Source organism: Prevotella sp. tf2-5, from assembly GCF_900115435.1.
In the GTDB taxonomy this organism is placed as follows: domain Bacteria; phylum Bacteroidota; class Bacteroidia; order Bacteroidales; family Bacteroidaceae; genus Prevotella.
Genome location: NZ_FOWK01000001.1, coordinates 267,497 through 281,707, shown reverse-complemented (window position 1 = coordinate 281,707; position 14,211 = coordinate 267,497). Strand labels below are relative to the sequence as shown.

10 protein-coding genes and 1 tRNA gene are annotated in these 14,211 nt (G+C 46.0%); 6 read left to right on the top strand and 5 right to left on the bottom strand.

Features of this window, described 5'->3' with window-relative positions:
- Window positions 1–14: 14 nt before the first annotated feature.
- The 3 genes from nusA to BM257_RS01145 all read right to left on the bottom strand — a co-directional run bounded on the left by nusA (window position 15) and on the right by BM257_RS01145 (window position 3,561).
- Window positions 15–1,274 carry a transcription termination factor NusA gene (gene nusA, locus BM257_RS01155; protein WP_092067389.1) on the bottom strand — a complete coding sequence of 420 codons (1,260 nt, stop codon included), beginning with the start codon at window positions 1,272–1,274 and terminating at the stop codon, window positions 15–17.
- Window positions 1,275–1,301: 27 nt separating this feature from the next.
- Entirely contained in the window at window positions 1,302–1,775 is a 474-nt protein-coding gene (gene rimP / locus BM257_RS01150) for a ribosome assembly cofactor RimP (RefSeq protein WP_092067387.1), read from the bottom strand.
- A gap of 103 nt (window positions 1,776–1,878) precedes the next feature.
- Window positions 1,879–3,561 carry a S41 family peptidase gene (locus tag BM257_RS01145; protein ID WP_092067385.1) on the bottom strand — a complete coding sequence of 561 codons (1,683 nt, stop codon included), beginning with the start codon at window positions 3,559–3,561 and terminating at the stop codon, window positions 1,879–1,881.
- Between the two features lie 128 nt (window positions 3,562–3,689).
- Here BM257_RS01145 and BM257_RS01140 point away from each other — a divergent pair.
- The 3 genes from BM257_RS01140 (at window position 3,690) to BM257_RS01130 (ending at window position 6,153) form a co-directional block, all read left to right on the top strand.
- A tRNA-Asn gene (locus BM257_RS01140) sits at window positions 3,690–3,763 on the top strand.
- A gap of 283 nt (window positions 3,764–4,046) precedes the next feature.
- Window positions 4,047–4,730 carry a response regulator gene (locus BM257_RS01135; RefSeq protein ID WP_092067382.1) on the top strand — a complete coding sequence of 228 codons (684 nt, stop codon included), beginning with the start codon at window positions 4,047–4,049 and terminating at the stop codon, window positions 4,728–4,730.
- Window positions 4,708–6,153, top strand: coding sequence for a sensor histidine kinase (locus BM257_RS01130; protein ID WP_092067380.1), 1,446 nt, complete (start codon window positions 4,708–4,710; stop codon window positions 6,151–6,153). Before BM257_RS01135 ends, BM257_RS01130 begins: the two co-directional genes overlap by 23 nt.
- On the opposite strand, the gene BM257_RS01125 is transcribed toward BM257_RS01130, so the two are convergent.
- Window positions 6,150–7,859 carry a Na/Pi cotransporter family protein gene (locus BM257_RS01125; protein ID WP_092067378.1) on the bottom strand — a complete coding sequence of 570 codons (1,710 nt, stop codon included), beginning with the start codon at window positions 7,857–7,859 and terminating at the stop codon, window positions 6,150–6,152. The genes BM257_RS01130 and BM257_RS01125 overlap by 4 nt on opposite strands.
- Window positions 7,860–8,042: 183 nt before the next feature.
- On the opposite strand from BM257_RS01125, the gene BM257_RS01120 reads away from it, so the two are divergent.
- From BM257_RS01120 to BM257_RS01110, 3 genes are read left to right on the top strand one after another with little or no spacing between them, the layout of a single operon-like run.
- Complete coding sequence (locus BM257_RS01120; protein WP_092067376.1) at window positions 8,043–8,771, top strand: DUF2490 domain-containing protein; 729 nt, start codon at window positions 8,043–8,045, stop codon at window positions 8,769–8,771.
- Between the two features lie 7 nt (window positions 8,772–8,778).
- On the top strand, window positions 8,779–9,621 hold the full coding sequence (locus BM257_RS01115) for a phosphohydrolase (RefSeq protein WP_092067374.1): 843 nt from the start codon (window positions 8,779–8,781) through the stop codon (window positions 9,619–9,621).
- 16 nt (window positions 9,622–9,637) lie between these two features.
- Complete coding sequence (locus tag BM257_RS01110) at window positions 9,638–11,917, top strand: inorganic phosphate transporter (protein ID WP_092067372.1); 2,280 nt, start codon at window positions 9,638–9,640, stop codon at window positions 11,915–11,917.
- Window positions 11,918–12,015: 98 nt separating this feature from the next.
- Here BM257_RS01110 and mobV read toward each other — a convergent pair whose 3' ends face one another.
- A complete protein-coding gene (gene mobV / locus BM257_RS01105) occupies window positions 12,016–13,914 on the bottom strand; it encodes a MobV family relaxase (RefSeq protein WP_177215972.1) in 1,899 nt (632 codons plus the stop codon).
- Window positions 13,915–14,211 lie beyond the last annotated feature (297 nt).

Here is a 14,211-nt window from a genome sequence, read left to right as displayed (position 1 = left end):
TTAAACTCTAAACTTTACTCGAACTCTGCACGGAGTACTTCCAACAGATGGTCAACAGTCTCCTCCTCTAAGTCTGCCTTCTCTACCAGCATCTCACGAGGAGCATTCAATACAGCCTTGGCAGTATCCAGACCAATCGCTTTAATAGAGTCGATGATCCACTGGTCAATCTCATCGGCAAACTCGTCGAGGTAGATATCCTCATCCTCCTCTGCCTCATTCACGTCACGGAATACATCAATCGTAAACTCTGTCAGCATAGAGGCGAGCTTGATATTCAGACCACCTTTACCAATGGCAAGGCTTACTTCTTCTGGGTTCAGGTAGACCTCGGCTTTGTGCTCCTCTGGGTTCAGCACGATTCTGTTGACCTTAGCGGGACTCAGGGCGCGTTGGATAAAGAGCTGCGTGTTATTTGAGAAATTGATGACATCAATATTCTCATTACCAAGCTCACGGACGATACCATGTACGCGGCTTCCCTTCACACCGACACATGCTCCTACGGGGTCGATACGGTCATCATAGCTCTCCACGGCGATCTTGGCACGCTCTCCTGGCATGCGGGCCACGCGACGGATGGTGATCAGACCATCGTTAATCTCTGGGACCTCGGCTTCTAACAGACGCTCCAGGAACTGTGGACTGGTGCGGGATAGGATGATACGAGGATTATTGTTCTCATTCTGTACCTCTTTTACGATGGCGCGGATGGTCTCACCCTTGTGGTAGTTGTCGCTGGGGATCTGCTCCATTTTCGGAAGATGCAACTCATTACCCTCATCGTCGATTAGCAATACCTCACGTTTCCACATCTGATAGACCTCACCGCTGACGACCTGTCCGACTTTATCCTTATACTTGTTGTACAGGGAGTCGTGCTCCAGTTCCAGAATTTTAGAAGCAAGTGTCTGGCGCAGGTTCAAGATGGCACGACGACCGAATTTCTGGAAGTCCACCTCCTCAGAAACCTCTTCGCCTATCTCATAGTCAGGCTCAATCTTCTGTGCCTCTGTCAAGGAAATTTCCTTGTTCTCGTCCTGTACGTCACCATCAGCGACCACGATACGGTTGCGATGAATCTCAAAGTCACCCTTGTCAGGGTTTACAATCACGTCAAAATTCTCGTCAGAGCCAAATAACTTGGCAATCACATTGCGGAAACTCTCCTCAAGTACACTTACCAGCGTGGTGCGGTCAATGTTCTTGGTCTCTTTAAACTCTTGAAAGGTCTCTATCATAGAGGGACCTTTAGCTTCTTTCTTTGTAGCCATTGATTATTATTTTTATTTATACTTATTCTACTTAAAAGATAACAGGTACTTGGTGTACTTGACATCCTCCATCTTGAAGGTCTTGTCGACATCTACGATGACAGGGCGCTTCTTCCCTTCCTGCTTTTGTTTCTCTTTTACTGTAATCACGAACGACAGTCCGTCGTCTGCGACTTCTTTGAGGATACCTTGTTGCTTCTTTCCGTCAAGAGGGAGGGTTTCCACCTCCTTGCCGATATGGTTACGGTATTGCTGTACTACCTTGAAGGGCTGACCGATACCTGCTGAACCAACCTCCAGCTCGTAATCGCCCAGTTCCTCACCCAGTTTCTCTTGCAAGAAACGACTCAGTGCTGCACAATCCTCAATCCATACACCATCGGCATGGTCTATTTCAATCACAATACGGCCATCGGGCGTCATCTCAACGTCCACCAGGAAATAGTCATTTCCAGAGAGCCATTCCTCTACAGTTGTTTTTACTACGTCTTTATTAATCATACACCTTATTTGGTTATTAAACAAGAATGAGAGGCTTTTTCAAGCCCCTCATTCCGCTGAACGGTTGCAAAATTACGCATTTTTCCGCAATCCTGCAAGTATTTTACTGATTATTTTCATTTTTGGATGGAGAAAGCACTCGCTCATACTCTCCTGGCGTGTTCAGGATCCGCTCTGCTTCTTTCAGCGTCTTATCGTGTTGCAGTGCAGCTTCCATTTGTCCTTCCTGATAGTAGTAGGCAGAGATGATGTCCTGTTCTATCATGTGCTGAATCTCTTCCCTATGCAGGTCGAGGTCACGGGCAATGTCGTGATGGTCGAGTTTTGCCTTTAAAGCCTCAAACTCCGCACGGGCATCGTCATAATAGCCTTCGAACTTGGCAACTTTCACCAGCTCCTCGTATTGTTTCTTGCTGACTTGGTCGTAGGTGAACCCAGCCTTGACTACACGCTGCTTGAAGTCGGCATAGTCCGCATCTGTCAGATGGAAATCCTTGGCAGGTGCTATTGTCGGATGCTTGGCAATATAGTCGACCACATAGTCAAGCACGGTCTCTGTGGAGTCAATACGGTCCAGATACAAGGTAATATTTGCCATGGTGTCAGGCTTCACCTCTATATCAGGCATGATACCGCCCCCGTCTCTAACCTCACGTCCCTTTTTGGTATAAAACACTCGTGTCAGGGAGTCTGGGACATGCTCTTTGTAGCCTCCGCTCGTGTGTTTGTAGTTGATAGCCTGAATACAGCGTCCACTGGGGATGAAATATTTTGAGGTAGTCAGTTTGAGATTACCGTTATAGGGTACTTCTATATTGGGAATCTGAACCAGTCCTTTTCCGTATGTGCGCGTACCTATAATTATTCCTCTGTCCAGGTCTTGTACAGAGCCGCTGACGATCTCACTGGCAGATGCGGTCTCGTTATTGACGAGAATGACGAGCGGCATCAAGGTGTCAACAGGTTCCAGACGTGTCTTGTACTCAGAGTTGGCACGACGGATCTTTCCTTTTGTCTCTACCAGTGTCACCCCTTGTGGAATCCACATGTTGGCGATATCCACGCATTCTGCCAAAGAGCCGCCCCCATTCCCGCGCAGGTCGAGAATCAGTTTCGTGGCACCTCGTTTCTTCAAATCCAGGAAGGCACGGCGCATTGGTTTCGACGGCTCACCCGTAAATGTGTTCAGGTTGATATATCCAATACCATTCGGACGCATGCCATAATAGGTTATCTCAGGCATCTTGATACTGCGGCGTGTGATCTTGAAAGTCATCTTCTTACCTGTTGACGGACGTTGAATCTTCAGGACAAAGGTCGTACCCGCGTCACCACGCAGATGCTCACTGACATACGATACTGTCTTGTCTGTCATCAGCGTATCGTCAATCTGCAGGATGATATCTCCCTTTTTCAGTCCTATCTCTGCGGCAGGCATCCCGGCATAAGGCTCTTCAATCACGACACGCTTCAATTTCTGATGGTAGCGTACCAGGGCACCAATACCAGCATACTTACCCGTCATCAACAGTTTTAGGTCTTTCTGTTTCTCCTCAGGATAATATTCAGTATAGGGGTCCAGCGAGCGCAGCATGGCGTTGATACCCGTTCCAATCACTGTGTTGGCATCCAAGGTGTCCACATACATCAAGTCGAGATTCTTATAGATGGCATTGAAGATTTCCAGATTCTTTGCCACCTCCAGATTATGATTCTTTACATCCTGTGCAGATACTTGCATTGTCAGACATGACAGCAGGATAAGCGATACAATTTTAAGTTTCATGAACTATAAAATAAACTATTTTGCTTGCAAAGTTACAAAAAAACACCTTTCCCATGAAATTTTTCCTCAAAAAGTTTGCGCATTTCAGAAAAACGTATTACCTTTGCACCCGCAAACAAGCAAAACCTGCTTCAGTAGCTCAGTTGGTTAGAGCACCTGACTGTTAATCAGGGGGTCGTTGGTTCAAGCCCATCCTGAAGCGCCTTAAAAAGAGTCCTGTAGGTCAATGACTTACAGGATTTTTCTTTTCCTCACATTTCAAAGTTGCACCCAATTTGCACCCAATTTTGAACGATGCACCCAGCCTGCACCCACAACTTTGCAGAATTCCCTCGAATTTGAAGAGGCGGCTGAACACTTACGTAAAACAATAATTATCATGCAAGACACACCTGCTATATTGAGATTTAATAACATTGTAATATAAATCCTTTCTATTTTTCGGAAAAAATATATAACTTTGCGCCTTGAAATTCAGAAGAATTATGAAGATACTTGTTGTAGATGATGAGCAGGATATCTGTGAAATACTGCAATATAACCTCGAGAATGAAGGTTTTGAGGTGGTTACAGCCAATTCAGCAGAGGAGGCACTGGAACTACCCCTACAAGATTATTCGCTTATTCTGCTAGATGTTATGATGGGAGAAATGTCGGGGTTCCAGATGGCGCGCAGACTAAAGAACGATCCCGCTACGACACAGATTCCCATTATCTTCATTACGGCACTCGACAGTGAGGACAATTTGGTAAAAGGATTGAATATCGGTGCTGACGACTATATTGCCAAGCCATTGGGTATGAAAGAAGTGAAGGCTAGGGTTAAGGCTGTACTCAGACGTACTCAATTGCAGCAAACGGTTTCTACTGCTGTTGATAATAAGATTGCTTACGAAGGAATTATGGTTGATTTGAATGCCAAGACTGTAATATGCGACGGAAAGGAACTAGAATTCACCAAACTGGAATTTGAATTGTTGTCTTTCTTTCTCCAACATCCTAACAAGGTGTTTTCTCGGGAAGACTTATTGAAGTATTGTTGGCCACAGGATGTGCTGGTTCTTGACCGCACGGTGGACGTGAACATCACCAGATTACGTAAGAAGATAGGCCATTATGGCAAACAGATAAAAACACGTGTGGGATATGGCTACTGCTTTGAAAAGTAAATCCTTTCAACGTAATTTACTGCTAAGCATCGGTGGTGTGTTTCTGCTCTTTGCTATATGCTTTAGCGTATATCAGTATAAGCGTGAAAAGGAGTATAAAATTGATATTCTTCATTCACGACTGCAGATGTACAACTATGAGATGGTGCAGACGGTAGGCAAGGATAGTATTAGCTGTAGCCGGCTATTTCGCGATTATGTTATACATCATCAGATGGAGGGACTTCGAGTGTCTGTGATAGACAAGGAAGGACGGGTCATCCTTGATAGCTATGATACTGATGTGGAAGCATTGGGGAACCATCTACAGAGAACGGAGATACAACAGGCTTTGCGAGAGGGCAGTGGCTACGATATCAAACGTATGTCACAGTCTACTCACGAGACCTACTTCTATTCTGCAACTCGTTTCGGCGATATGATTGTTCGTGCTGCCGTACCCTATTCTGCAGAGCTGACCCGATCATTGCAGGCAGACTATACTTTCATTTATTTTTCAGGCGTTCTCACCCTGTTGCTGGGCATCGTGCTCTACTATATCACTCACCGTATCAGCCGACACATTGGTTACTTACGTGAATTTGCCGTGAAAGCCGAGGAAGGTGAGGAACTTGACCACGAATTGGAGCGTCGGCTGCCAGATGACGAATTGGGTGATATCAGCCACACTATCATCATGTTGTATTGGAAACTACGTCATTCGGAAGAAGAAAAAGTGCGTATCAAACGTCAGCTTACCCAGAATGCCGCTCATGAGCTGAAAACACCTGCTGCCAGCATTCATGGTTATTTAGAGAGCATCATCGACAATCCCGATATGCCAAATGATAAGAAACAACATTTTCTGGAACGCTGTTATGCTCAAAGTGAACGCATGAACAAGCTTCTGCTGGATATGAGTGTGCTTACTAAACTAGACGAGATTGATGATAGTTCATCTAATGCTCAGCATGAGTATCGTCAAGTTGATGTCTTGCAGATTATCACAAATGTGATAGATGACACAGACTTGCAATTACAAGAGAAAGGTATCGAACTAAAACTCCAATTACCACAGAATATAGAAGTACAGGGTGATTCGAGCCTGCTATACAGCATTTTCCGAAATCTGATAGACAATACTATTTCCTATGCCTACGGGGCCACACGGTTAATCATCGCCTGCCAAGAGATTGAAATAGAAGGACGCCACTTCTACGAATTTAATGTAAGCGACAATGGCCAAGGCGTAGAGGCGCAGCACCGTGAGCACCTGTTTGAACGTTTCTACCGTGTAGACAAAGGGCGCTCGCGCAAACTTGGTGGCACAGGTCTAGGGCTTGCCATCGTGAAAAATGCAGTTGCCGCCCATGGTGGACAAGCAATTGCACTTTCTACGCCTGGTGGCGGGCTTACCATCAGGTTCACACTCGCAAGGTTTTAGCCCTGTCCGTTGATAGGACCGTCGCCAAAGTCATTGTTCAAGCCCTTACCTGCCTGCACAACATTCATTACATAGTCGCCAAGTTTCTCACACTCTGAGATGAAATCGACATAGAACACACCCAACTGATAGTCGTAGAGTCCAGCATTTACATCGTGCAGGTTCTGGTTCTTCAGTTGTGTACGATAGTTATTGATTTCATGCTCGATGTTAAGCGAGGTCTTCACACCATTCTTGGTAGTGGGTTGGTCAATGCGTTTCAGCATCTCGCTGAGGGCAGCACCTACCAGTTGCAGCATCGTCATCATGTGCTGCATCTGCTCGGCAGTAAAGTCCTCCTGACAGTGCATGCGATGGCGATTCAGGGTACGCCCCAGGTTATAAACCGAGTCACCGATGGACTCTAACTCAGATATCTGGCGAAGCATCTTTTGTATCTGAGTTTTCGACGCATCCGACAAGCGACCTTCACTCACCTTGTTCAGATAGCTGGCAATCTCCATCTCCATCGAGTCGGTGATGTTCTCGTATTTCTCAATACGGGCAAAGAGTTTATTAAACTCCATCTCGTCTTTCGTTTCCAGAAGCGTGGGCACGAAACCTGCCATGCGCTGACAACGCTCAGCGAAACTGCGAATCTCCTTCTGTGCCTCCATAATGCTGAGTTCGGCTGTAGAGAGCAGACCGCCACTGATGAAACGCAGGCGATAGTCCTCGTCTTGTGCCTTCATTGGCAGCACACGACATACAAACATCTCTATCTGCTTCACAAAACCAATGAGCAACAGCGTGTTGATGATGTTGAAGGCGGTGTGGAAGGCTGATAGCTTAAAGAGATCGTTGCCACCACCCATTAAGTTCTCTACTACCCAACTAACGGCATCACAAGCGGGATAGAACACGATGAGGAACGCCACGACACCAAACACATTGAAGAACATGTGGGCCAGAGCTGCACGGCGCGCTTGTGTATTGGCAGTCAGCGAAGCCATAAACGCAGTGATGGTGGTACCAATATTCTGTCCCATAGCCAGCGCAGCTGCTTGTTCGAAGCCAAAACCAGGGATGTTCATGCCGAAGAGCATCAGCGTAATGGCCATTGTGGCAGCTGACGCCTGAACAATCATCGTGACCAATGCACCCACAATAATAAAGAGGATGATGGTGAAGAACGAATCCTGAGGCACGTGAGCCAGCATCCCCGCCACCATATCACCGATATTCATCGCTGTGGCAGCCTCTTGCAGAAACGATAATCCCATAAAGAGGAACGAGAAGCCGAAGATGAATTCGCCAATGCTCTTGCGGTTACCCTTGCCACTGAATATCAATGGCATACCGATAGCCAACAAGGGGATAGCAAAGGCAGCGATGTTCACCTTAAAGCCAACAGCTGATATAATCCATGCTGTAACTGTTGTTCCGATGTTTGCACCCATGATGACGCCAATAGACTGCGCAAGCGTCATCAACCCTGCATTCACAAAACTTACAACCATCACGGTTGTGGCACTCGATGACTGGATGAGTGCCGTAATAAGAATACCTGTTAGAACACCCATCACACGATTCTTTGTCATCGCAGCCAAAATACTGCGCAGGCGATCGCCTGCAAACTTCTCCAGACCCTCCGACATTGTCTTCATTCCAAAGAGGAACAATGCCAGCGACCCCACAAGCGAGAAAATGTTAATAATCAATTCCATTTGTATTTTATCCTATAAATTTTGCTGCAAAGATATTACAATCTTATTACGCTGTTGTTACGTCCATGTTACAATCCTGTTACAAACGGTAATGTAACCTATCTATCACACGAATGAAATGTTTTTGTAACATGTTCAGTTTATCTTTGCAATGTCAATCACTAACGGTTGGCTAAATCATTTATGGATAAAGAAAAAGCAGAAAAAATTCAGAGAATCTTTAATTGGGTGAGATTTGTCATCCTAGTGTTGTTTCTCACATTTATTTTCATCGGATTATCTAAGGCTCAAACTACCAATGATTTCGGTATGTGGACTACTATTGGCACGGAAAAGAATGTAAACGACAGTTGGAGCCTTGGAGTGAACACCGAAATCCGCACGAAGAACAATGTTGGTAGTGTTGACCGTTGGCAGTTAGGCATAGATTGTACGTATAAAATATCCAAACTCCTTAAATTGGGAGGAAGTTATGAATTTCACTTAAAGAACCATACGATAGATGGCGTAAATGAAATGGTTCCCCGCCATCGCCTTATGTTCGACATAACACCAGGATGTAAGGTGTTTAATTGGCTTAAACTATCTTTGCGCGAGCGATATCAGTATACACATACAATGCAGAGGGGCAACGAGAATGCAAGCAATGAACATCATCTGCGTAATCGGTTTAAGGCAGAGATGACCAATAGTAGAATGAATGGCTGGAGTCCCTTTGCATCGGTTGAGATGTTCAATAATCTAGGTAAACAATTTCAAATAGATGAGATGCGCATAGCCGCTGGAACGTCATATAAGATCAACGCTCATCATGCCATCAATATGGGGTATTTACTTGACCTGAAAAGGTCGGCTGGTGGCTTAGATAAAGCTCTTCACGTGTTAACATCGGGATATGTGTATCATATTTAGTCATACTATGGAATCAAAATCACCAAAAGAAATACAAGTCGAAGAGAAGATAACTGATTTGGTCACAAAGATAGTGGATGACCAGACATTTGGCGATGACCTGCCTTTAAGACTATGGAATCATCTTCAGAATAATCAGGAAATAGATGCTATACAAAATTATGCCAACATAGTATCAATAGGTCGGTTGGGGTTGAATGATCACGGACCTGTACACATGAAGATTGTATGCCGCAATGCTTTAAAAATGCTCTTTTTGCTTCACGAAGCAAGTGTGGAGACAAGTCTAGAAAAGGAAAAGTCCGGCACATATGCAGATAGTGTCTGTGCTGTAATGCTTGCCTCTCTCCTTCATGATAGTGGAATGACCATCAGTCGCAAAGATCATGAGCTTTATTCCAGCATAATCAGTTATTCAATCATCAATGACACATTAACGCAACTGATGCCTGAAGATAAGAATATTATACGAAGAACGGTGATACGCTCTATTGCTATGGAAGGCATTATCGGACACATGGCTACGCATCCTATCCATTCTATTGAGGCTGGTCTTATCTTGATTGCTGATGGTTGTGATATGACAAAAGGACGTGCTCGTATTCCTTTGGAGATTCATTCAAAACCGGCAGAAGGCGATATTCACAAGTATTCTGCAAACTCTATTGAAAAGGTAAAAATTGAACAGGGGCATGAGCGTCCTTTGAAAATAGAGATACGCATGAAAGCTGAAGTAGGTTTCTTTCAAGTAGAAGAAGTCCTTATTCCCAAAATTCAATCAAGCCCCGCAAAGAGCCTGTTAGAGTTATATGCAGGAGTTGGTGGCGAAGGAATGAAACGATATATGTAATCAAATAAAAAGAATAATGAATACCTTATTTCTCGGAATAGTTATATTTCTTATTGTGCTGGCAGTTTTTGACCTCGTAGTCGGAGTCAGCAATGATGCAGTAAACTTCCTGAACTCTGCCATCGGTGCTAAGGTGGCGAGATACAGGACAGTTGTGTCAGTGGCGGCTATCGGTGTGTTTGCTGGAGCGGCCTTGAGCAATGGCATGATGGACGTGGCCCGGCACGGCATCATGACGCCACAGTATTTCTCATTCTACGACGTGATGTGTGTATTCCTGGCTGTAATGATTACCGACGTGGTACTGCTCGATGTGTTCAACACGCTCGGCATGCCGACATCCACCACCGTCTCGATGGTATTCGAACTGCTGGGAGGAGCATTTGCCATCGCCCTGCTGCAGATACTCCACGGGGCAACGGCAGCAGACGGGACGTTACTTTCATTAGGTGATCTGCTGAACACGGAGAAAGCCATTTCGGTCATCCTTGGCATTTTCCTCAGTGTTGCCATTGCGTTTGTCCTCGGCATGCTGGTGCAGTGGGTGGCACGCGTCGTTTTCACTTTTACATACCGTGTGAACGGGAGAACGACAGATCAGTCAGGCAAGATGGGAAGTCTGGTTGCATCGTCGTTAAAGATTGGTATCTTTGGTGGACTATCAGTGACGGCCATTGTTTGGTTCCTGCTTATCAACGGATTGAAGAGTAGCAGTTTAATGACGCCTGAGTTGAAAGAAATGGTCAGTCAAAACACGCTTCTGATTATTGGCGGAGGCGCGGCCGTTTTCTCTGTGCTATTGACGCTGCTGAGTGCCATGAAACTGCCCGTACTAAAGTTCGTTGTATTGTTGGGCACCTTCGCCCTGGCAATGGCATTTGCAGGCAACGACCTCGTGAACTTTGTAGGTGTTCCGCTGACAGGACTTGAGGCATATCAGGACTACATGGCCAACGGCAATGGCGAATCGCAGGACTACATGATGTACTCACTGATGGATAGTGCTCATACCCCCGCACTCTATCTCATCGCGGCAGGTGTGGTGATGGTGCTCGCACTGGTCTTCTCAAAGAAGGCGCAGAACGTAGTGAAGACCTCGGTGGACCTCTCGCGACAGGATGAGGGTGACGAGATGTTTGGTTCGAGTGGTGTGGCACGGACGTTGGTGCGCACGTCCAGAAATATGGCCAACGGCATGGCTTCTGTAGTTCCGAATGGTGTGGCGCGATGGATTGACTCACGCTTTAATGCCGATGCTGCCGTGCTGAAGCGGGGAGCCGCCTTCGATGAGATTCGTGCAGCGGTCAATCTGGTTCTCGCTGGGGCGCTGGTGGCATTGGGTACATCGCTCAAACTGCCGCTATCCACCACCTACGTCACTTTTATGGTAGCCATGGGTGCTTCGCTGGCAGACCGAGCATGGAGTCGCGAGAGCGCAGTATTCCGTATTACTGGTGTGCTATCGGTCATAGGTGGTTGGTTCATCACGGCTGGTGTAGCGTTCATGTTGTGCTTCCTCGTCTGCATCGCCCTGTTCTTTGGATCGTTTGTGGCAATGGCCGTTGCCATCGCGCTGGCCATCTTCTTGCTTATTCGAAGCCATCTGCGCTATGAAAAAAGCAACAAGACCAGTGAGGCCGACGAATTGTTTGATCGCATTGTTCGTAGCAGCGATAAAGCAGAATGTTGGATACTGCTTCGACAACATGTGGCACTAACCATCACACATCAACTACAATTGGTAGCAGAAACTTATAAATCGATGACCGATGCTTTCTTTTATGAGGACTATCGTACGCTGAAACGTACCGCAGCGGTGACCGAAAACCAACGCAAAGATATAAAACGCCAGCGACGCAAACAGATTATGGTCCAACGACGTATAGACCCCATGTTGAGTATTGAGAAGGGCACATGGTACTTTCTGACAATCAACTCGCTGGCGCAAATGGTATATTGCTTGAAACGTATGGGTGAGCCATGCTTAGAGCATGTAGGCAACAACTTCAGTCCGGTGCCAAGCAAATATATCCAAGAGTTCATTCAGATGCGCAATGAGATATTACAACTCTTCAACCGGGCCTGCCATGCCGAAACAATGGCGTTGATACGTGGTGATGCCGAAAAACTGCAATCACAGCTTTCCGATTATCGACGGACTATCATCCACGACATTCAAGCCAAGCAACTCAATATTGAGAGTATGACTGTATTTCTGAATTTGGTTCAGGAGTCGCAACAACTTCTCAGTGCCTTGCGCCATACTGTGAGGGGAGCAAACAAGTTTGATGAGTAATAAATTTAATAATACAATTGTCGGATGGGCATCGACTCCTCTGATGACACTTGAAGTGTCATAATAACAAGTAATCACCTTAATAATGGGCGATCGAATTAAATCGATCGCCCATTACCGTATTTTCTGTTATAGAGTTCCTTTGTGCGCAATTCTTCAAGCGCGTCAAAGGTTCCATCACGCCAATAATAATCAACCTTGGGACTGGCGACATTCCAGATTTCTTCACATAATTGTGTCCTGTCACTGCCATCAAAGGCAAGGAATGCTTCAATAATATTGGCTTGGTTTTGGTTCAGATGGCGTTGATTTTGACAGTTGCCCATTTCTACCAGAGCATTGACGGCATCGTCAAAGAGCTGGTCACGCTTCTGATGGTATGACTCCCAGGTTCCATCAGCGATACGATTAGCATCATCTTGTAGGGAATTGATAGTGGCGTTATCTCCTTTCCAGTCTGTAACTGTCTTAACGAGCAGTGTTGCATACCAAAAAGCATTGCTTACATATGACTTGCGGCATTCTGTAGTGTTCTCAAAACTCATCGCTTGCAGAAAGATATCTTTCATTTCCTTAGCAAAGTGTTTGATGCCAGCCTTCCATTGGTCAAGAATCATCTGGACAACTTCTCTGAACTTTTGGCCGCATGTTTCAAACATGAATTCCCTGATACCTTTGAGATTATCAAGTAGCAACTTATTTGACTCCTCAGACTTGGACAACTTTTCGTTCAACGATTTGATGTTGCCATATAACTTGTTTTTCTCGGCTATCTCGGCATCAAGTTCTGCCTTTGCGTCTGCCTTGGCTTTGGCAACAGCAGTTTCTTTGTCTGCCTTAGCCTTGGCAAGAGCAGCTTCCTTGTCCGCTTTGGCTTGAATCTCTGCCTTCTTTTTCTCCTTTTCACGGAACTTGGCTAATTCTTCCCATGTGACATCCTGGTCTTTCTTGCTGCCACTTGTCCAGATATAGGGACGGCCATCCTCGTCAACAGCGGTTGTTGCCTGACGGAGTTCTTCTTTGTGTTCTTTTTCTTTATCTTCAAGCACTTTTCTCACTGTGGGACTCAACCCAGAGTTAAATATCTTGTCATACCAAGATGCCTGAGCCATCTTGGTAATCTCGGCTTTCTTTTCCTCAATTTCCTTTTCAACAGCCATCAGTTGACCATTGACTTGCTGAAGATTCCATTCAGCAGGTGGCACTCTCTTCTGCTTACTGCCAGCAATCCCACGACGCAAACCAAATGGGGCCATAGCCTTTGCATATCCTGTCTGCCAACGTTCCATTGCTACAGGATTACAAATATCCTTGGCAGAGAGTCGGGCTGTTACCTCTTGCTTCTTGTAGGTGCGCTTCTTGACAATAGCCCTGCCGCTCTCATCGAGGATAATGTTACCGTTCTCGTCAGTCTCATATTTACGCAAGGGCTTTCCTCTCTCGTCAAACTTGGGCTTCTCCTTACGCGGCTTTGGCTCTTCGTATGTTATTGGGACAACTGTGACGTGCAGATGGGGAGTTGTCTCGTCCATGTGCAGAACAGCGGATACTACGTTCTTGTCACCAAACTCCTGCTTAAACCAGCCAAGAGTAGAGTCTATCCAGTCATCAAGCCTGCCCTCTTTCTCGAATTGCTTCATGGTTTCCTCATCGGAACTGCATATGAAACATAGAGCGATGACCGCATCATCCTTGATCTTACGGGTTTTCTTTTCCCCTTTCGTTACTATCTTCTTTTTGCCTGAACTCTCGCGGGAAAAACCTTCTTCTTTTAGTCGGTTCCAAATGGCTTGTGTTCGGCCAGCCTTTTTTGCTCCCTCAATGCATTCACGGTTGAGTGCTGTACGAGAATCATCACGGACGCTCTTCGGACGGAATGTTACCATTCGGTCCAGATTAGCGTCATATACTTCTCGGTCAATGTGGGCGGAGAGTCCCCCCGCATTGCCAGTTTGCTTGTCCATCGTTAGGACAACGAATCTATCACCTTTTGCCATAATTTGTAAACTTTTAAGTTGTTCAACAATTGGGTCCAGGGATTGTTCCCTGGTCAGAGTTCTTAGAGGTCGAGACCTCTGAGCGGGGCGGTCAAGGGGGAGGGTCACCCCCTTGCGAGGTTCCATAGGGCAAGTAGCCCTTGGCAGGTTCTTAGGGCAGAGCCTTGAGCGGTAGGTGTAGGGAGAAGTCACTCCCTGCTGGGGAATCCAAAGGGGCAAGCCCCGTGGCTTACTTACCTAAATTTAGCGACTCTGCTCGCGACGGCTTTGTGTGCCATGCACAGAAACCGGAAATTT